The sequence below is a fragment of the Streptomyces wedmorensis genome, from assembly GCF_000716445.1.
GTDB lineage: Bacteria > Actinomycetota > Actinomycetes > Streptomycetales > Streptomycetaceae > Streptomyces > Streptomyces wedmorensis.
This window is the reverse complement of record NZ_JNWK01000012.1, coordinates 125562-144145: the sequence shown is the minus strand read 5'-3', so window position 1 is coordinate 144145 and position 18584 is coordinate 125562. Positions and strand designations below refer to the sequence as shown.

The following is an 18584-nucleotide window of genomic DNA, read 5'->3' as shown; positions in this document are numbered from 1 at the left end:
GACCTGTCATGATGGTGACGTCTTCACTTCGAAGGGAGGGCCGGTGCGGAGCAGGATCCTCCCGCCCGACGTCTTCGACCCGCGGATCTACGCGGCGGGCATCCCGCACGACCGCTTCCGAGAGCTCCGTGACCGGGCCCCCGTCGCCCGTCAGGCGGAGCCCGAGATCCTCGGCTGGCCCGCCGGATCCGGCTTCTGGGCCGTCACCCGGCACGCCGACGTCGTACGCGTCCTCAAGGACTCGGAGACGTACTCCTCACACCTCGGCGCCACCCAGATCCGTGACCCCGACCCCGCCGACCTGCCGTTCATCCGGCGCATGATGCTCAATCAGGACCCGCCGGAGCACGGGAGGCTGAGGCGGCTCGTCAGCCGGGCCTTCACGCCGGGGCGGATCGAGCGGTTCGCCGTGACCGCGCGCGAGAGGGCCGGGAAACTGCTGGCGGAGGCGGTCGCCGCCGGGGGTGAGGTGGACCTCGTCCGGACCGTCACGGACGACTACGCGCTCCTCAACCTCACCGACCTGCTCGGGGTGCCCGCGAGCGACCGGGGACTGCTGCATGCCTGGACCGAGCGGGTCATCGCCTACCAGGACCCCGACGAGCCGCCCGTACTCGACGAGCAGGGCCGGCCGGTGAACCCCCGTTCGCCCGCGATGCTCGCCGAGATGTTCGCGTACGTCCAGGAACTCGCCGCGTACAAGCGGGCGCATCCCGCCGACGACGTCGTGACGTCACTGGCCACGTCCGAACTCGCCGACGCCGAACTGGAGATGTTCTTCTTCCTGCTGACCGTCGCCGGCAACGACACCGTCCGCAGCGCGGCCCCCGGAGGACTCCTCGCCCTCGCCGAACACCCGGACGAGCAGCGGAGGTTGTGGAGCGGTGAAGTGTCCATGGACACGGCGGTCGACGAACTCCTGCGCGTGCACCCGCCGGTGCTGTCCTTCCGGCGCACGGCGAACCGCGACACCGAACTGGCGGGGCAGGTCGTCCGGGCGGGCGACAAGGTCGTCGTCTTCCACGCCTCCGCCAACCACGACGAGCGCGTCTTCGCCGACCCGCACCGCCTCGACCTGGGCCGGACGCCGAACCCGCACGTCTCCTTCGGCGACGGCCCGCACGTCTGCCTCGGCGCCCACTTCGCCCGGCTTCAGCTCCGGGTGCTGTACGAGGAGGCGCGCGGGGCCTGCGGGGGGCTGACGCTCGCCGGACCGCCCCGCAGGCTCGTGTCCAACTTCATCAACGGGATCAAGTCGCTGCCGGTGCGGCTGCCGGAGCCGACAGGGCGACCCGCGTGACGTCGGCGACGAGCTCCACGACGTCGGGGCCGTAGGCCTGGGTGTTGACCACCTTGAGCAGCAGCACGAAGGAACCCGAGCGGTGGCTGCGGGCCAGTGACTCGTGGTGGCGGGCCAGGTAGCGGGTCGCCGCCTGGTTGGTGATGGCGCGCTGGCCGCAGAAGAGGAAGACCGGGCGGCCACCCTCCCCGGCGGTGAGCCGGGCGAGGATCACGTACTCGGAGACCCCCTTCTCCATGGGGTAGGTCTCGGTGCCGACCGTGATCGATCCCTGGACCTCGGACGGCTGCACGTCCACGTTCATGGTCACGCCGGGGAGGAGCGTGGACAGATGGGCGGCCATGCGTCTGTTCGAGTACGGGCCTCCGACGCAGAACTCGGTGCGGTCGCCGAAGCCCTGGTGGGCCACGTCGTGCGCGAGGATGCGGGCCTGCGCCCCGCAGTCCTTGATGAGGGCGGAGAGTTCGAGCATCGCGAACACGTCGAAGCGGTGCACGACGTTGTCCCCGCCCGCCTCCCGGTTCACCACGAGCAGGCACTCGGAGCTCCCCGGCAGCCCGAAGAAGGCCTGCTTGCGGCGGAGCCGGCGCCGCCAGAGGTACGTGCGGGCCAGCCAGCCCAAGGAGGCACTGACCCCGGTCGCCAGGACCCCGAGCACGATGTTCCGCACGTCTTCGTTCATGGGCGCGCATGCTATCGGCGGACCGGCCCCTTGTTCGAGGCGGTCCTGACGGAAGGGGCGGGGGGAAGTTACGCTGCGCGGACGGTCGTTGACTGGAGGTAGGAATGCGTCGCTCCGCCGCTGGGAAGGTCTCCGCTCTCGCCGTCGCGGCGACGGTGCTCTCGATGGGCGCCGCCGCCCCGGCCCCGTCCCCGCCGGCCGCCGCGCCGCCACCCGTCAAGGAACCCGTCGCCGTCGGGTACGGCGGGGCCGTCGCCAGTGTCGACGCCGACGCCTCCGCCGCCGGCGTCGAGGTGCTCCGCAAGGGAGGCAACGCCGTGGACGCGGCCGTCGCCGTCGCGGCCGCCCTCGGCGTCACCGAGCCCTACTCGGCGGGCATCGGGGGCGGCGGCTACTTCGTGTACTACGACGCGAAGAGCCGCACCGTCCACACGATCGACGGCCGCGAGACCGCGCCCCGCTCCGCCGGCGCGGACCTCTTCACGGAGAACGGCAAGCCCATCCCGTTCGAGGAGGGCCAGACCAGCGGCCTCGGCGTCGGCACCCCCGGCACCCCCGCCACCTGGCAGAGCGCGCTGGACGCCTGGGGCAGCAAACGGCTCGGCGCCCTTCTCGAACCCGCCGAACGGCTCGCCCGCGACGGCTTCACCGTCGACGCCACCTTCCGCGCCCAGACGGCCGCCAACGAGGCCCGGTTCCGCGACTTCCCCGCCACCTCGGAACTCTTCCTGCCCGGCGGGCAGCTGCCGGTCGTCGGTGCCACGTTCAAGAACCCCGACCTGGCGCGCACGTACGACAAGCTCGGCCGCGAGGGCGTCGGGGCCCTCTACCGGGGGCCGCTCGCCCGGGACATCGTCGACACCGTCCGTACGCCCCCGGTCCGCGCGGGCGCCACCCGGACCGTCCGCCCCGGAGACCTGACGGAGCGTGACCTCGCCGCCTACCGCACCGAGTTCCGCAAGCCCACCAAGGTCTCGTACCGCGGGCTCGACGTGTACGGCATGGCGCCCTCGTCCTCCGGGGGCACGAGCGTCGGCGAGGCGCTCAACATCCTGGAGGGCACCGACCTCGCCGCCGCCTCCCCGGCCGGGTACCTGCACCGGTTCATCGAGGCCAGCCGCATCGCCTTCGCCGACCGGGGCCGCTGGGTCGGCGACCCGGCCTTCGAGTCCGTGCCGACGCGCGGCCTGCTCTCCCAGGAGTACGCCGACTCCCGCGCCTGCCTCATCCGCGACGACGCGGCCCTGACCAGCCCGCTCCCGCCCGGCGACCCCGCGAACCCGGTGCCGTGCGCGAGCGGCGGGACGGCGGCGCCGACCACGTACGAGGGCGAGAACACGACCCATCTGACGGTGGCCGACAAGTGGGGCAACACCGTCGCCTACACGCTGACGATCGAGTCCACGGGCGGCAGCGGGATCACCGTGCCGGGCCGGGGCTTCCTGCTCAACAACGAGCTGACCGACTTCTCCTTCGCGCCGGCGAACCCCGCCGTGCACGACCCGAACCTGCCGGGACCGGGCAAGCGGCCGCGCTCCTCGATCTCCCCGACGATCGTCCTCGACCGTCACGACCGGCCCGTCCTCGCGCTCGGCTCCCCGGGCGGCGCGACCATCATCACCACCGTCCTCCAGACCCTCACCGGCGTCGTCGACCGCGGCCTCCCGCTCGTCGACGCGATCGCCGCGCCCCGCGCCAGCCAGCGAAACCAGGCCACCACCGAACTCGAACCCGCCCTGTGGAACAGCCCGCTGAGGGCGCAGCTGGAGGGCATCGGGCACGGCTTCCGGCAGAACCCGGAGATCGGCGCGGCGACCGGCGTCCAGCCCCAGTAGCTCCGCTACGAGGGCGCCCCGGCCGCACGCCGATCGCACGCACCGAACGACCCGGCCTGATCCGACGCGAATTGTCAGACAGGCCCTAGGGGGCTACAGCGCGGTGAGGACGCGAGGGCCGGCGTCCGTGATGGCGACCGTGTGCTCGGCGTGGGAGGCGCGGGAGCCGTCGGAGGTGCGGATGGTCCAGCCGTCGGGGGCCGTGTAGTGGTCGTCCGTGCCGCCGCCGATGAGCATGGGCTCGATCGCGAGCACCATGCCGTGCCGGAGCTTCATGCCGCGGCCCGGGCGTCCCTCGTTGGGGACGCCCGGGTCCTCGTGCATGGTGCGGCCGATGCCGTGTCCGCCGAAGCCGTCGGGGATGCCGTATCCGGCGTCGCGGCAGACCCGTCCGACGGCGTGCGCGATGTCCCCGATGCGGTTCCCGACGACGGCCGCCGCGATGCCGGCCTCCAGGGCCCGCTCCGCCGTCGAGATCAGGCGGGTGTCCTCGGGCCGGGCGCGGCCGACCGTGAAGCTGACGGCCGCGTCGCCGACCCAGCCGCCCAGCGTGGCGCCGCAGTCCACGGACACGAGGTCGCCGTCGGCCAGCCGGGCCGTGCCCGGGATGCCGTGCACGATCGCGTCGTTCACGGAGAGGCACACGACGGCCGGGAACGGCACCGGCGCCCACTCCGGGTGGTAGTCGAGGAAGGGCGAGCCGGCCCCCGCCTCGGCCAGGACCTCTCGTGCGGCGCGGTCGAGCTCGGTCAGCGCGACGCCGGGCGCCGCCCTCTCGCGTACGGCCGCGAGGGCGCGTGCCACCACGCGTCCCGCCTCGCGCATGGCCGCCAGGGATTCGTTCGTCTTGATCTCCACCATGCCAATTACTATACCGGTATTAGAATGGCGGCATGGTGCGCACACCCCTGACCCCAGAAGAGCGCGAGCGCGGCGAGCGGCTCGGCCTCCTCCTCCGTTCGGCGCGCGGCGAGCGGTCCATGGTGGAGATCGCCGCCGCCGCCGGCCTGTCCGCCGAGACCCTCCGCAAGATCGAGACGGGCCGGGCCCCCACGCCGGCCTTCTTCACCGTCGCCGCGCTCGCCGGGGTCCTCGACCTGTCCATGGACGAGCTCGTCGTGCTCTGCGCTCCGGCCCCGGTCTGATCCCGCCCGGCTGCCCCGGAGCGACTGTCAGAGGGAGACGGCCAGCTGCACGCGGCTGTGGCGCGGGCGCTCGATCTCGTCCAGGAGCGCGAGCGCCAGATCGGCGTGCCCGATGCGGCCGGGACCGTCGACCACCCGGCCCACCTCCGTCCGGTACGCCCCCGTCCGCTCGGCCTCCGCGTCCAGATCCATCGGCGGGACCACCATCAGCCAGTCGATCTCGGGCCCGACCCCCGCCGTGAGCAGCTCGAACTCGGCCACGTGCCCCTGCGAGAAGGCCCGCCACTCCGCCGGGAAGTCCGGAGCGTCCATCGGCCGCACCCCGGGCGCGGTCTCCAGGGTCGTCGCGATGCCCAGCGTGAGCAGCCGCCCGACGCCCGCCTCCACGAGGCCGCCGGCCAGCGCCTTCGCCGTCGCCGTGAAGAAGTCCACCGACGGCACGTCGAGGCGGACCGCCGCGTTCACCGCCGCGTCGTGGCCGGCCGCCAGCGCCGCCACCGAGGCCGCGTCCGTCGCGTCTCCCCGTACGAGCGAGACCCCCTCGCCCTCCAGGTCGCGGTACGCCTCCGGGTCGCGGACCACGGCCGTCACCCGATGGCCGCGTGCCACCGCCTCCGCCACGGCCGCCCGGCCGACGCGCCCGCCCGCACCGAAGACCACGATGCGCAGTTCGCCGTTGTCGTTCTTGCTGATGTCGTTGTCCATGCCCGGACCGTAGAACGGGGTCCCCTGGTTACTTCAACGGTACTGGGCTAGCGTCAATTCATGATCGAACCGCCGCCCGCTCAGCCCCTGGACCCCGGTCTCTTCCGCGACCCCGACTGCGGCGGGAGCCCGGCCCAGCCCATCCGCGTCGGCGGCAAGTGGACGGCGATGGTGCTGCGGTGCCTCCAGGACGGAGCGCCCCGCCGCTTCACCGAGCTGCGGGTCCCGCTGCACTGGATCACCCCCAAGGTCCTCACCGAGACCCTCCGCGCCATGGAGCGCGACGGATTCCTCACCCGGACCGTCCACGACGAGAACCCGCCGCGCGTCGAGTACGCGCTGACCGCACTCGGCCGGTCCCTCATCGGGCCGCTCGACACGGCCTGCGACTGGGCCCGCGCCCACGCACCCGAGATCAGCGAGGCCCGTACCGCCTACGAGGGGGCCGGCCCCGTGGCGTGACCCCGGGTGCGGGGCGCCCGAAAGGGGAGGCTCTACGCTTCGGTCCATGATTCCCGAGGAGCTGCGGCGCGGCCGCTACGTCAGTCTGACCACCTTCCGCAAGGACGGCACCGGCGTCGCCACTCCCGTCTGGTACGCGGTGGAGGGCTCCGAGCTGTACGCCTGGACCCGCACCGACTCGTGGAAGGTCAAGCGGCTGCGGAAGGACCCGCGGGTCGAGGTCGTCGTGTGCGACGTGCGCGGGAAGGTCGCCGAGGGGGCCGAGCGGGTCACCGGCGAGGGCCGGCTGGTGGAGGGGGAGGAGCTGCGCCGGATCAGGGGCCTGCTGTCGCGCAAGTACGGCTGGCAGTTCTGGCTGACCGACGTGCCGGCCATGATCGTCCGGCGCGGCAAGCGCCCGCACACCGGGATCGTCGTCACGTTCTGAAAACGGTCCGTAGTCGTCCCGTAACACGACTGCGGTCCAATACCCGCGGACCGGAAGGTTCCAGTCGACCGCGGGGCAGGTGCGTAGCGCATGACGGTGTATCAACCAACGGTGGAGAACGGCACGTTCACGGCGTGGCTGGCGGAGCTCGCCACCCGTCTCCGGCCCGGCGACGGCTGGTACGGCGTCTTCGCCGAGCGCGACCCGGAAGGGCTGCGCGCCTGCTTCGACGGGACGGACCTCCTGCCCTGGGACGTCGTCGAGTCCCTTCTCCAGGACGCCGGTGAGGCCGTCGGCGGGCCGTTCGCCGCGAGCGGCCGGACCCTGTACGCGGAGGCCGCCGCCGCCCACGACCGCAGGCCCGGCGGAGCGGCCGCGCTCACCGAACGCCGGGACCTGATGGAACGGGAGCGCCGGTACGCCGAATCCCGCGCCCGCGACCTCGGCGCACGCCTCCACGCGTCCCCCGGACCGGGTCCTGACGAGGCCGCCCGTCTGGAGCACGACCTCGCCTGGGTCCGCGACGACCACGCCAGGGCGGTGGCCCGCGTCCACGAACTGACGGGCCGGCTCGGCCGGGCGGCGGCGGAGGCGGCGAGGCCGGCCACGGCCGGCCTCGCCGGCCCGGTGCTCGCCGCGCCGACCCGGCCGGACGGCCCGGCGGCCGCCGCGCCGGGTCCGATGGCAGACCCCGTGGCGGGCCCGCCGACGGGCGACGCCAAGGCCCCCAGGGTCAAGCGGCGGCCGCGAGGAGCCCGGTACGCCTGGCTGGGGGAGAGTGCCGAGGGGCCGGAGGCGGCGACCGCGCCCGAGCCGCTGCCCGTACTCCCGGCCGGGGGAGCCGCGCCCAGGGGAGCCCGGTTCGGAGGCGCGGCCGAACCCGACGGGCCGGGCCGCGTGCCCCGGGCCCCGCTGCCGGACTCGGAGGAGGTCGTCCGGGCCGCGACCAACGCGGTGTACGCGCTCCGCAGGCTTCGCGCCCAGGGCCGTAGCGGCGAGGCGCACGCCCTGCTCTGCGAGGCGCTCGGCGGACCGGCCGAGCGGCTGCCCGCCCTCGCGGCGGAGCTGCACCGGGCCGGGCTCGGCGCCGACTGGGCCACCCTGCTCTGGGAGGCCGCCTCGCTGCCGCCGGGCCGGCTCGCCGCCGTCGCCGGCGCGCTGTCCGACGCGGGCCGGACGGCCGACTGCGAGCACCTCCTGCGCCAGGGCGTGGCCCGGCCCGTCGAGGAGCTGGCCGGGGCGTGCGCCGCGCTGCGTGCCGAGGACCACCACCGCGAGGCGCATGCCCTGCTGACGGCCTTCGTCCGCGTCCGCGCCCCCGAGGACGCGGCCCGCCTCGCGGGCGCGGACCCGCGCGGCCTCGTCCCCCAACTCCTCGACGCCGCCCGCGCGGTGTCCGCCTCCCGCGAGCGCGATCTGCTGCACGCCCTGCGCGTGGCCGGCCTGGCGGGGGTCTGACGGCGGTTCGCGCCGACCGGGCGCCCCGCGGCCGGGTCCGTACGGGCCCGGCCGCGGGCTTTTTCGTACGGGTCGGTACGGGTCCGTACGTGTCGGTACGTGTCCGACGTGGACCACTCGGGTATGAAACATGATCGACCCGGCCGCTTCGCGGCGGCGGTCTTGCTCCGGGGTGTGACGGGGCTTACGTTCTCCTCCTACGCATCGCGTCTACGTGCGTAGAGGCTCTCTGACGCCGTGCCGAAGGAGCAGCTCATGACCGACGTCGTACGCGCCGCGCTCGTCCAGGCGACCTGGACGGGCGACACCGAATCCATGATCGCCAAACACGAGGAACACGCCCGGGAGGCGGCCCGGCAGGGTGCCAAGGTGATCGGCTTCCAGGAGGTGTTCAACGCCCCCTACTTCTGCCAGGTCCAGGAGCCCGAGCATTACCGCTGGGCCGAACCCGTCCCCGACGGCCCCACCGTCTCCCGGATGCGGGAGCTCGCCCGGGAGACCGGGATGGTGATCGTGGTCCCCGTCTTCGAGGTCGAGAACGAGGGCTTCTACTACAACACCGCCGCCGTCATCGACGCCGACGGCAGCTACCTCGGCAAGTACCGCAAGCACCACATCCCGCAGGTCAAGGGCTTCTGGGAGAAGTACTACTTCCGCCCGGGGAACGCCGGCTGGCCGGTCTTCGACACCGCCGTCGGCAGGGTCGGGGTCTACATCTGCTACGACCGGCACTTCCCGGAGGGGTGGCGCCAACTCGGACTCAACGGAGCGCAGTTGGTCTACAACCCCTCGGCCACCCACCGCGGCCTCTCCTCCTACCTCTGGCAGCTGGAACAGCCCGCCGCGGCCGTCGCCAACGAGTACTTCGTCGCCGCCATCAACCGCGTCGGCATCGAGGAGTACGGCGACAACGACTTCTACGGCACCAGCTACTTCGTCGACCCGCGCGGACAGTTCGTCGGCGACGTCGCCTCCGACAAGGAGGAGGAACTCGTCGTCCGCGACCTGGACTTCGGTCTGATCGAACAGGTGCGCCAACAGTGGGCCTTCTACCGGGACCGCCGCCCCGACGCGTACGACGGGCTGGTGCAGCCGTGAGCAGCCTCTTCGCCCGGCACCGGGCCGTCATCCCCGACTGGGTCGCCCTCTACTACCGCGACCCCATCGAGATCACCCACGGCGAGGGCCGCCACGTCTGGGACGCCGACGGGCGCCGGTACCTCGACTTCTTCGGCGGCATCCTCACCACCATGACCGCCCACGCCCTGCCCGAGGTCACCAAGGCCGTCGCCGAGCAGGCCGGGCGGATCATCCACTCCTCGACGCTCTACCTCAACCGGCCCATGGTGGAGCTCGCCGAGCGGATCGCCGGCCTCTCCGGCATCCCCGACGCCCGCGTCTTCTTCACCACCTCCGGCACCGAGGCCAACGACACGGCCCTCCTCCTCGCCACCGCGTACCGCCGCTCGAACCAGATCCTGGCCATGCGGAACAGCTACCACGGCCGCTCCTTCTCCACCGTCGGCATCACCGGCAACCGCGCCTGGTCGCCCACCGGCCTCTCCCCGCTCCAGACGCTGTACGTGCACGGCGGCGTCCGCACCCGCGGCCCGTTCGCCCAGTACACCGACGAGCGGTTCGTCGAGGCCTGCGTCGCCGACCTCGAGGACCTCCTCGGCCACACCCGGGAGGTCGCCGCCCTCATCGCCGAACCGATCCAGGGCGTCGGCGGCTTCACCTCGCCGCCCGACGGCCTGTACGCGGCCTTCCGCCGCGTCCTCGACCGGCACGGCATCCTCTGGATCGCCGACGAGGTGCAGACCGGCTGGGGCCGCACCGGCGAACACTTCTGGGGCTGGCAGGCCCACGGCCAGGCCGGGCCGCCCGACGTCCTCACCTTCGCCAAGGGCATCGGCAACGGCATGTCCGTCGGCGGAGTCGTCGCCCGCGCCGAGATCATGAACTGCCTCGACGCCAACTCCATCTCCACCTTCGGCGGCTCGCCGGTCACCATGGCCGCCGGGCTCGCCAACCTCTCGTACCTCCTGGAACACGACCTCCAGGGCAACGCCCGGCGCGTCGGCGGCCTCCTCATCGAACGCGTCCGGGCCGCCTGCGCCGGCGTCCCGGAGGTGCGGGAGGTCCGCGGCCGCGGCCTCATGATCGGCATCGAGCTGACCGAGCCGGACACCGAACGGGCCAACCCGGACGCGGCCGCCGCGATCCTGGAGGCCGCCCGCGAAGGCGGACTGCTCATCGGCAAGGGCGGCGGCCACGACACGAGCACCCTGCGCATCGCCCCACCGCTCTCGCTCACGGTCTCCGAGGCCGAAGAGGGCGCCGCCATCCTCGAACAAGCCCTCCGAACCCTCTAGGAACAGGCCCTCCGAACCCTCTAGTTGGCAGGGGAGAAGTCCAGTGAGCACCCGTACCCTCATCCGGGGCGGTCTCGTCGTGACCGCCGCCGACGAAGTCCACGCCGACGTGCTGATCGAGGACGGCCGCGTCGCCGCCCTCGCGGCCCACGGCTCGGACACGGCGGCGGGCTGGACCGCCGACCGGACCATCGACGCCACCGACCGCTACGTGCTGCCCGGCGGCGTCGACGCCCACACCCACATGGAGCTGCCCTTCGGCGGCACCTTCGCCTCCGACACCTTCGAGACCGGCACCCGCGCCGCCGCCTGGGGCGGCACCACCACGATCGTCGACTTCGCCGTCCAGAGCGTCGGCCACAGCCTCCGCGAAGGACTCGACACCTGGTACGCCAAGGCCGACGGCAACTGCGCCGTGGACTACGCCTTCCACATGATCCTCTCCGACGTCAACGAGCACACGCTCAAGGAGATGGACCGGCTCGTCCAGGAGGGCATCTCCTCCTTCAAGCTGTTCATGGCGTACCCCGGCGTCTTCTACAGCGACGACGGGCAGATCCTGCGCGCCATGCAGCGCTCCGCCGACAACGGCGGGCTGATCATGATGCACGCCGAGAACGGCATCGCCATCGACGTCCTCGTCGAACAGGCCCTCGCCCGCGGCGAGACCGACCCCCGCTACCACGGCGAGGTCCGCAAGGCCCTCCTGGAAGCCGAGGCCACCCACCGCGCGATCCAGCTCTCCCGGGTCGCCGGGTCCCCGCTCTACGTCGTCCACGTCTCCGCCGAGGAGGCCGTCGCGGAGATCGCCGCCGCCCGCGACAAGGGCCTCCCCGTCTTCGGCGAGACCTGCCCCCAGTACCTCTTCCTCTCCACCGACAACCTCGCGGAGCCGGGGTTCGAGGGCGCCAAGTACGTCTGCTCGACGCCGCTGAGGCCCAAGGAGCACCAGGCGGCGCTCTGGCGCGGGCTGCGCACCAACGACCTCCAGGTGGTCTCCACCGACCACTGCCCGTTCTGCTTCACCGGACAGAAGGACCTCGGCCGCGGCGACTTCTCGAAGATCCCCAACGGCCTGCCCGGCGTGGAGAACCGCATGGACCTCCTCCACCAGGCCGTCGTCGACGGACACATCTCCCGCCGCCGCTGGATCGAGATCGCCTGCGCCACCCCGGCCCGGATGTTCGGCCTCTACCCGCAGAAGGGGACGATCGCGCCCGGCGCCGACGCGGACATCGTCGTCTACGACCCGCACGCCCGCCAGACGATCTCCGCGGCCACCCACCACATGAACGTCGACTACTCCGCGTACGAGGGGAAGACGATCACCGGACAGGTCGAGACGGTCCTCTCGCGCGGCGAACCGGTCATCGACCAGAGGAAGTTCACCGGCCGGGCCGGGCACGGCGCCTTCACTCCCCGCTCCACCTGCCAGTACCTGAACTAGGAGAACGACGTTGGACTTCGGACTCGTCCTGCAGACCGATCCGCCCGCCTCGGAGGTCGTCGGGCTGATGCGCCGGGCGGAACGCAACGGCTTCCGCTACGGCTGGACCTTCGACTCCGCCGTGCTCTGGCAGGAACCCTTCGTCATCTACAGCCGCATCCTCGAACACACCACCAAGCTCCACATCGGCCCGATGGTGACGAATCCGGGCACCCGCACCTGGGAGGTCACCGCCTCCACCTTCGCCACCCTCAACGACATGTACGGCAACCGGACCGTCTGCGGCATCGGCCGCGGAGACTCCGCCATGCGCGTCGCCGGCCGCAGGCCCAACACCCTCGCCCGGCTCGGCGAGGCCATCGGCGTCATCCGCGACCTCGCCGAGGGCCGCGAGGCGGTGGTGGACGGAAACCCGATCCGCATCCCGTGGGTGAAGAACGGGAAGCTGCCGGTGTGGATGGCGGCGTACGGGCCCAAGGCCCTCGCCCTCGCCGGCCAGAAGGCCGACGGCTTCATCCTCCAGCTCGCCGACCCGTTCCTCACCGAGTGGATGGTCAAGGCCGTCCGCCAGGCGGCCACCGACGCCGGCCGCGACCCCGACGCCCTCACCATCTGCGTCGCCGCCCCCGCGTACGTCGGAGACGACCTGGCACACGCCCGCGAGCAGTGCCGCTGGTTCGGCGGCATGGTCGGCAACCACGTCGCCGACCTGGTGGAGAAGTACGGCGAGCACTCGGGCATGGTGCCGGAGGAGCTCACCGCGTACATCAAGGACCGGCACGGCTACGACTACAGCCACCACGGCCGCGCCGACAACCCGTCCACCGACTTCGTCCCCGACGAGATCGTCGACCGCTTCTGCCTCCTCGGCCCCGCCGAGGCCCACGTCGAGAAGCTCCGGCGCCTCCGGGACATGGGCGTCGACCAGTTCGCCGTCTACGCCATGCACGATGCCAAGGAGGCCACGATCGACGCGTACGGCTCCGACGTCATCCCGGCCCTCGGCCCCGCGTGAGGCCCGGGGAACGGCCGGCCCCCGCGACGGGCGGGCGGGGGCCGGCCGTTCCCGTGGACGTCAGGGAAGGAACTCGCACGACGGACCGTCAGGCGCGCGGCCCCTCCGAAACGGTCCCGGCAACCCACCAGGCGCCCCCGCGGACACCTTTCCGCCCCACGTGACCTCGTTCCGTCCCCGAACGAAAGGTTCCGTCCATGACCGCCACCGTCCCCCCTGGTCAACCCGGCATATCCGGTCCCGCCGACGGCCGTGTCGAGCTCGCACCCGGCGCGGCCCCCGCCGATTCCCGCTTCGTCAACGACGACCTGCTCCCGGTCCCCCTCGCGGAGCGCCGCTGGACCACCTACAACTTCGCCGCCCTCTGGGTCGGCATGGCCCACAACATCCCGTCCTGGATGCTGGCCTCCGGTCTCGTCGCCCTCGGCATGGACTGGAAGCAGGCCGTCCTCACCATCGCCCTCGCCAACGTCGTCGTCCTGGTCCCGATGCTGCTCACCGGCCACGCCGGCCCCAAGTACGGCATCCCGTTCCCGGTCCTCGCCCGCGCCTCGTTCGGGCTGCGCGGCGCCAACCTGCCCGCCCTCATCCGCGCCGGGGTCGCCTGCGCCTGGTTCGGCATCCAGACCTGGATCGGCGGGCAGGGCATCTTCGTCCTCCTCGACAAGGTCCTCCAGGAGGTGGCCGGCAGCGGCTGGGCGGACGCGGCACGGATCGGCGGTCAGCCGTGGACCCTCTGGCTCTGCTTCGGCCTCTTCTGGGTGCTCGAACTCGCCATCATCTACCGGGGGATGGAGGCCCTGCGCCGCTTCGAGAACTGGGCCGCGCCGTTCGTCATCGTCGGCGCGCTCGCCCTCCTCGGATGGATCACGGTCGAGGCGGGCGGCTTCGGACCCCTCCTCGACCAGCCCTCGCGGCTCGGCTGGGGCGCCGACTTCTGGCCCGTCTTCTTCCCCGCCCTCATGGGCATGATCGCCTTCTGGGCGACCCTCAGCCTCAACATCCCGGACTTCACCCGCTTCGGCGCCGGGCAGCGCTCGCAAGTCCTGGGCCAGAGCCTCGGGTTGCCCACCACCATGACCCTGTTCGCGCTGCTCTCGGTGCTCGTCACCTCGGGCTCGCAGGCCGTGTACGGGGCGCCCGTCTGGGACCCGGTGGCGCTCGCCGCCAAGACCGACAGCGTCTTCGGGCTCCTCTTCGCCCTGGTCACCGTCCTCGTCGCCACCCTGTCGGTGAACATCGCGGCGAACGTCGTGTCCCCGGCCTACGACCTCGCCAACCTGGCGCCGAAGCTGGTGAACTTCCGTACGGGCGCGCTGATCACCGGCGTCGTGGGCGTGCTCATCATGCCGTGGAAGCTCACCGCCACCCCCGAGCTGTACATCTTCACCTGGCTCGGCCTGGTCGGCGGACTCCTCGGCACGGTCGCCGGCATCCTCATCGCCGACTACTGGCTCGTCCGCCGCACCGTCCTCGACCTCGACGGGCTCTACCGCGCCGACGGCCCCTACTGGTACCGCGGAGGCTGGAACCCGGCGGCGGTGCTCGCCTTCGCGGTCGGCGGCGTCCTCGCCGTCGGCGGCTCCCACTCGGCCCCCGGCACCGGCCCCTTCCCCGAGGACGGCCTCATCCCCTTCCTCAAGCCCCTCGCCGACTACGGCTGGGCCGTCGGTCTCGTCGCCTCCCTGGTCCTCCACACCGTCCTCATGAGGCGCGGGGCGTCCGCCCGGTCGTCCGCTCGATCCAGCTGAGGTACGACCACACGCGGGTGTTCACCGCCGGAGTGTCGGTCGCGCACCCCTTCCCGTACGAGACCAGGCCGACCAGGTACGGCTTCCGCGCGACCGTGTGCACCAGCGGTCCGCCGGAGTCGTACCGGCAGGTGTCGCGCCCCGGCGCGTACGTGCACAACTGTGCCGGGGTGACCTGCGGCATCCCCCGGGTCCCGCACACCGGATTGCTCATCGTCTCGAGCGTCACCGTCCGCAGGACGTCCGAGGTGGGCCCGCCGAACGAGGTGGCGCCCCAGCCCGGCGCTTCGACCCGCGTGTGGTCGAAGGCCCCCCGGGCGAACGAGGCGGGCAGGGCGACCGGACGCACGTCCCGGCCGAACGCGACCGGCTCGGCCAGCCGGACGAGGGCGATGTCGTTCCGTTGGCTCTCCGGGTCGTACTCCGGATGCACGATCATCCGGGCGGCGGCCGCCATCACCGCGTTCGGGCTGTCCTCCCGCGACGCCAGGTCATGCTCGCCGAGCAGGACGCCCACCCGCTCCGTACGGCTGTACGACCCCGTCACACAGTGCGCCGCCGTCACCACGTACCGCTCCCCGATCAGCGCCCCGCCGCACATCACCCTCCTCTCCTCCAGATCCACCAGACCCGCCATGTACGGGTACTGGTGCGGCCTGGCCTCCTGCCCGCCCACGATCCCCTCCGCCGGCCCCGTCCCCAGCATCCACACCCCGGCCGCAGCCCCCGCGAGCGCCGCGGCGACCTTCCTCGTCCAACCCATCGACCCTCCGACCCGTCGACCACACGACCCCGGGCCCGCGCACTGCCGAGACGTTTCCTCTACCCGTCCCCGCGCGCGGCCCGGCCCACCTGCTCGTCAACGATCAAGGCCCACCCCGGTCACGGCCGGTTGACGCCGCGACCGGTGCCGGGGGCGGTCGGCCGGGTGAACGGGGGGTGGCCGGAGCGGCGTTCCGGATGTCAGAGGGCCGTGCTTAGCTGGGGACATGATCGGAGACTTCCTTGAGCACGTCCTCGGCGGTGGCACGGGCGAGGTGGAGGAGGCGGTCCGCAAGGCGGCCGCCGCCGAGATCATGCCGCGGTTCCGGCAGCTCGCCGCCGACGAGATCGTGGAGAAGAACGGGCCGCACGACCTGGTCACGGTGGCCGACCGGGCCGCGGAGGCCCATCTCACCGCCTCCCTGACCGCACTGCTGCCCGGCTCCGTCGTGGTGGGCGAGGAGGCCGTGCACGCCGACCCGGCCGTCTGCGACGCGCTGCGCGGCGACGCGCCGGTGTGGATCGTCGACCCCGTCGACGGCACCCGCCAGTTCGTCCACGGCGACCCCGCCTTCTGCACCCTCGTGGCGCTGGCCCGCCACGGCGAGGTCCTCGCCTCCTGGACCTTCGCCCCGGCCCTGGAGGAGTTCGCCGTCGCGGTGCGCGGCCGCGGGGCCACCCTCGACGGGCGGCCGCTGCGGTCCGGATCACCCGACCCCGGCGCGGTCCTGGAGGTCGCCACCTCGCACCCGGACTACACGACGCCCGAGCAGAAGCGCGCCCTGCTGAGCCTGGACACGGAGGGCGTGCGCCGCCGCCCGTGCGGCTCCGCCGGGCTCGAGTACCTCGCCGTGGCGCGAGGAGCGCTCGACGCCGTCGCGTTCAGCTGGGAGTACGCCTGGGACCACGCCGCCGGACTGCTCCTCGTCGCCGAGGCGGGCGGTGCGGACACGACGGTCGCGGGGGAGCGGTTCCGCGTCACCGGCGGCAACGCGCTGCCGTTCACCGCCGCCCGGGACGCGGCGACCGCGGAGCGGATCCGGGGACTCCTCGGGGGGCTGTGAGCCCGGTCGGGCCACCGGCCTATCCTGGGGACCTTGGCATCGGCTGACGAAGGAGTCCGAAGGTGACGAACAGGACGTCGATGCTCGATGTTGTCGTCGTGGGGGCGGGGCCCAACGGACTGACCGCTGCCGTGGAGTCGGCCAGGCGCGGCTTCTCGGTCGCCTTGTTCGAGGCCGAGTCGACCGTCGGCGGCGGCGCCAGGACCGAGGAGCTGACACTCCCCGGGTTCCGGCACGACCCCTGCTCCGCCGTACACCCGCTCGGCGTCGGCTCGCCCGTCTTCAAGACGATGCCGCTCGACCGGTACGGCCTGGAGTGGCTGCACCCCGAACTGCCCATGGCCCACCCCTGGGACGACGGCACCGCCGCCGTCCTCGCCCGCTCCGTCGCCGAGACCGCCGCCTCCTTCGGGCCGCGCGACGCGGGGACGTACCGCCGGCTCGTCGCCCCGTTCGTCGACAAGTGGGACACCCTGGCCAAGGACTTCATGCAGCTGCCGCTCACCGCGCTGCCCCGCGACCCGGTCACCCTCGCCCGCTTCGGCCTCGCCGGTCTGCCGCCCTCCACCTGGCTGATGCGAAGGTTCCGGGACGAGAAGGCCCGCGCGCTGTTCGCCGGGCTCGTCGGCCATGTCATCGCCCCGCTGGGCGGTTTCGCCACCGGCGCCGTCGGCCTGGTCTTCGCGCTCGCCGCGCACGCGGGCGGCTGGCCCATGCCCCGGGGCGGCTCGCAGTCGATCTCCGACGCCCTCGCCGCGTACCTCAAGGACCTCGGCGGCGCCGTCCACACCGACTTCGAGGTCAAGCGCCTCGACGACCTGCCGCCGGCCCGCGCCTACGTCTTCGACACCTCGCCGACCGCGCTCGCCCGGATCGCCGGCTTCGGGGGACACTACGACCACTACAAGTACGGCGCGAGCGTCTTCAAGATCGACTACGCCCTGGACGGTCCCGTACCGTGGACCGCCGAGGAACCCCGGCGCGCCGGCACCGTCCAGATCGGCCCCACCGCCGGCGAGATCGACACCGCGCTGCGCGAGGCCTCTTCCGGCACCGCCCCCGACGCCCCCTTCCTCATCACGGCGCAGCCCAGCCTCGTCGACCCGTCCCGCGCCCCCGAGGGCAAGCACGTCTTCTGGGCCTACGGCCACGTGCCCAACGGCTGGCGCGGCGACCTCACCGAGGCGATCGAGCGTCAGATCGAGCGCTTCGCCCCCGGTTTCCGCGACCGCGTCCTCGCCCGCGCCACCGCCGGACCGCCCGAACTCGCCGCGCGCAACGCCAACTACGTCGGCGGCGACATCGCCTGCGGCGCCGCCCGCGGCCTCCAGCTCCTGCTGCGCCCCACCCTGTCCCTGCGCCCCTACGCCACCCCGCACCCGGCGGTCTTCCTCTGCTCCTCGGCCACCCCGCCGGGACCCGGCGTGCACGGCATGTCCGGTCACAACGCGGCGAAGGCCGTATGGCGGCGGCTGCGAAAATAGACTGCCCCCATGGCCAAGTACTTCGACGTCCACCCCGACAACCCCCAGCACCGCACGATCAGCGCGGTCGCCGACTCCATCCGGAACGGGGCGCTCGTCGCGTACCCGACCGACTCCTGCTACGCGCTCGGCACCCGGCTCGGCAGTCGTGACGGCATCAGTCGCATCCGCGCGATCCGCGACCTCGACGACCGGCACCACTTCACGCTGATGTGCCAGAACTTCGCCCAGCTGGGCCAGCTCGTGCAGATCGACAACGACGTGTTCCGCGCGGTGAAGGCGTCCACGCCCGGCGCGTACACCTTCATCCTCCCCGCCACCAAGGAGGTGCCCCGCCAGCTGCTCCACCCCAAGAAGAAGACGGTCGGCGTGCGCATCCCCGACCACGTCGTCACCCAGGCGCTCCTCGCCGAACTCGGCGAGCCGCTCCTCTCCAGCACCCTGCTCCTGCCCGACGAGGCCGAACCGCTCACCCAGGGCTGGGAGATCAAGGAGCGCCTCGACCACCAGGTCGACGCGGTGCTCGACTCCGGCGAGTGCGGGACCGAACCGACCACCGTCGTCGACTTCTCCGGCGGCGAGCCCGAGATCGTGCGCCGAGGAGCCGGGGACACCACGCGGTTCGAGTAGGACGACGCCGGGAACGCGCCACCACCCGCACGGCGGCCCTTA

General features: G+C 72.8%; 18 protein-coding genes. 14 read left to right on the top strand and 4 right to left on the bottom strand.

All coding sequences use genetic code 11. The features are described from left to right. Positions 1-43: 43 nt before the first annotated feature. The gene (locus tag OO54_RS12975; protein WP_200146721.1) at positions 44-1300 is read left to right on the top strand and encodes a cytochrome P450; all 1257 of its coding nucleotides are present in this window, start codon (positions 44-46) and stop codon (positions 1298-1300) included. Here the strand turns inward: OO54_RS12975 and OO54_RS12970 are convergent. Next, positions 1251-1982, bottom strand: coding sequence for a hypothetical protein (locus OO54_RS12970; protein ID WP_033202986.1), 732 nt, complete (start codon positions 1980-1982; stop codon positions 1251-1253). The two genes, OO54_RS12975 and OO54_RS12970, sit on opposite strands and share 50 nt — an antisense overlap. Before the next feature lie 104 nt (positions 1983-2086). On the opposite strand from OO54_RS12970, the gene ggt reads away from it, so the two are divergent. After that, a complete protein-coding gene (gene ggt / locus OO54_RS12965) occupies positions 2087-3817 on the top strand; it encodes a gamma-glutamyltransferase (protein WP_245236722.1) in 1731 nt (576 codons plus the stop codon). Positions 3818-3910: 93 nt separating this feature from the next. Here the strand turns inward: ggt and map are convergent, their stop codons facing one another. Beyond that, complete coding sequence (gene map / locus OO54_RS12960) at positions 3911-4678, bottom strand: type I methionyl aminopeptidase (RefSeq protein WP_033202985.1); 768 nt, start codon at positions 4676-4678, stop codon at positions 3911-3913. 32 nt (positions 4679-4710) lie between these two features. Here map and OO54_RS12955 point away from each other — a divergent pair, with 32 nt between their 5' ends. Next, complete coding sequence (locus OO54_RS12955) at positions 4711-4962, top strand: helix-turn-helix domain-containing protein (RefSeq protein ID WP_017236823.1); 252 nt, start codon at positions 4711-4713, stop codon at positions 4960-4962. A gap of 27 nt (positions 4963-4989) precedes the next feature. Here the strand turns inward: OO54_RS12955 and OO54_RS12950 are convergent, their stop codons facing one another. Continuing rightward, positions 4990-5667, bottom strand: coding sequence for an NAD(P)-dependent oxidoreductase (locus tag OO54_RS12950; protein WP_051786894.1), 678 nt, complete (start codon positions 5665-5667; stop codon positions 4990-4992). 60 nt (positions 5668-5727) lie between these two features. Between OO54_RS12950 and OO54_RS12945 the strand changes: the two genes are divergently transcribed. The 8 genes from OO54_RS12945 to OO54_RS12910 all read left to right on the top strand — a co-directional run bounded on the left by OO54_RS12945 (position 5728) and on the right by OO54_RS12910 (position 14602). Next, on the top strand, positions 5728-6129 hold the full coding sequence (locus OO54_RS12945; RefSeq protein WP_078905175.1) for a winged helix-turn-helix transcriptional regulator: 402 nt from the start codon (positions 5728-5730) through the stop codon (positions 6127-6129). Between the two features lie 46 nt (positions 6130-6175). Continuing rightward, the gene (locus OO54_RS12940) at positions 6176-6556 is read left to right on the top strand and encodes a PPOX class F420-dependent oxidoreductase (protein WP_033202984.1); all 381 of its coding nucleotides are present in this window, start codon (positions 6176-6178) and stop codon (positions 6554-6556) included. A gap of 90 nt (positions 6557-6646) precedes the next feature. After that, a complete protein-coding gene (locus OO54_RS12935; protein WP_051786893.1) occupies positions 6647-8014 on the top strand; it encodes a hypothetical protein in 1368 nt (455 codons plus the stop codon). A gap of 255 nt (positions 8015-8269) precedes the next feature. Continuing rightward, complete coding sequence (locus tag OO54_RS12930) at positions 8270-9112, top strand: nitrilase-related carbon-nitrogen hydrolase (RefSeq protein WP_033202982.1); 843 nt, start codon at positions 8270-8272, stop codon at positions 9110-9112. Next, positions 9109-10389, top strand: coding sequence for an aspartate aminotransferase family protein (locus tag OO54_RS12925; protein WP_033202981.1), 1281 nt, complete (start codon positions 9109-9111; stop codon positions 10387-10389). Before OO54_RS12930 ends, OO54_RS12925 begins: the two co-directional genes overlap by 4 nt. A gap of 43 nt (positions 10390-10432) precedes the next feature. After that, positions 10433-11836, top strand: coding sequence for a dihydropyrimidinase (gene hydA / locus OO54_RS12920; protein ID WP_033202980.1), 1404 nt, complete (start codon positions 10433-10435; stop codon positions 11834-11836). A 10-nt stretch (positions 11837-11846) separates the two neighbouring features. Continuing rightward, positions 11847-12851: a TIGR03842 family LLM class F420-dependent oxidoreductase gene (locus OO54_RS12915; RefSeq protein ID WP_033202979.1), complete on the top strand. Its 1005-nt coding sequence runs from the start codon at positions 11847-11849 to the stop codon at positions 12849-12851. 197 nt (positions 12852-13048) lie between these two features. Next, entirely contained in the window at positions 13049-14602 is a 1554-nt protein-coding gene (locus OO54_RS12910) for an NCS1 family nucleobase:cation symporter-1 (protein WP_033202978.1), read from the top strand. Here OO54_RS12910 and OO54_RS12905 read toward each other — a convergent pair. Next, a complete protein-coding gene (locus tag OO54_RS12905; RefSeq protein ID WP_033202977.1) occupies positions 14556-15365 on the bottom strand; it encodes a serine protease in 810 nt (269 codons plus the stop codon). The two genes, OO54_RS12910 and OO54_RS12905, sit on opposite strands and share 47 nt — an antisense overlap. Positions 15366-15591: 226 nt before the next feature. Here OO54_RS12905 and OO54_RS12900 point away from each other — a divergent pair, with 226 nt between their 5' ends. The 3 genes from OO54_RS12900 to OO54_RS12890 all read left to right on the top strand — a co-directional run bounded on the left by OO54_RS12900 (position 15592) and on the right by OO54_RS12890 (position 18542). Next, on the top strand, positions 15592-16428 hold the full coding sequence (locus OO54_RS12900; RefSeq protein WP_033202976.1) for an inositol monophosphatase family protein: 837 nt from the start codon (positions 15592-15594) through the stop codon (positions 16426-16428). 80 nt (positions 16429-16508) lie between these two features. Beyond that, on the top strand, positions 16509-17912 hold the full coding sequence (locus OO54_RS12895; protein ID WP_033202975.1) for a phytoene desaturase family protein: 1404 nt from the start codon (positions 16509-16511) through the stop codon (positions 17910-17912). 9 nt (positions 17913-17921) lie between these two features. Then, the gene (locus tag OO54_RS12890) at positions 17922-18542 is read left to right on the top strand and encodes an L-threonylcarbamoyladenylate synthase (protein ID WP_033202974.1); all 621 of its coding nucleotides are present in this window, start codon (positions 17922-17924) and stop codon (positions 18540-18542) included. Positions 18543-18584: the final 42 nt, after the last annotated feature.

Excerpts from the sequence above, each read along its gene's own strand:
- OO54_RS12970 (WP_033202986.1), bottom strand. The coding sequence starts at position 1,982 with ATGAACGAAGACGTGCGGAACATCGTGCTCGGGGTCCTGGCGACCGGG.
- OO54_RS12895 (WP_033202975.1), top strand. The coding sequence starts at position 16,509 with ATGCTCGATGTTGTCGTCGTGGGGGCGGGGCCCAACGGACTGACCGCT.
- OO54_RS12890 (WP_033202974.1), top strand. The coding sequence starts at position 17,922 with ATGGCCAAGTACTTCGACGTCCACCCCGACAACCCCCAGCACCGCACG.
- OO54_RS12950 (WP_051786894.1), bottom strand. The coding sequence starts at position 5,667 with ATGGACAACGACATCAGCAAGAACGACAACGGCGAACTGCGCATCGTG.
- map (WP_033202985.1), bottom strand. The coding sequence starts at position 4,678 with ATGGTGGAGATCAAGACGAACGAATCCCTGGCGGCCATGCGCGAGGCG.
- OO54_RS12935 (WP_051786893.1), top strand. The coding sequence starts at position 6,647 with ATGACGGTGTATCAACCAACGGTGGAGAACGGCACGTTCACGGCGTGG.
- OO54_RS12930 (WP_033202982.1), top strand. The coding sequence starts at position 8,270 with ATGACCGACGTCGTACGCGCCGCGCTCGTCCAGGCGACCTGGACGGGC.
- OO54_RS12955 (WP_017236823.1), top strand. The coding sequence starts at position 4,711 with ATGGTGCGCACACCCCTGACCCCAGAAGAGCGCGAGCGCGGCGAGCGG.
- ggt (WP_245236722.1), top strand. The coding sequence starts at position 2,087 with ATGCGTCGCTCCGCCGCTGGGAAGGTCTCCGCTCTCGCCGTCGCGGCG.
- OO54_RS12905 (WP_033202977.1), bottom strand. The coding sequence starts at position 15,365 with ATGGGTTGGACGAGGAAGGTCGCCGCGGCGCTCGCGGGGGCTGCGGCC.
- OO54_RS12945 (WP_078905175.1), top strand. The coding sequence starts at position 5,728 with ATGATCGAACCGCCGCCCGCTCAGCCCCTGGACCCCGGTCTCTTCCGC.
- OO54_RS12900 (WP_033202976.1), top strand. The coding sequence starts at position 15,592 with ATGATCGGAGACTTCCTTGAGCACGTCCTCGGCGGTGGCACGGGCGAG.
- OO54_RS12940 (WP_033202984.1), top strand. The coding sequence starts at position 6,176 with ATGATTCCCGAGGAGCTGCGGCGCGGCCGCTACGTCAGTCTGACCACC.
- OO54_RS12910 (WP_033202978.1), top strand. The coding sequence starts at position 13,049 with ATGACCGCCACCGTCCCCCCTGGTCAACCCGGCATATCCGGTCCCGCC.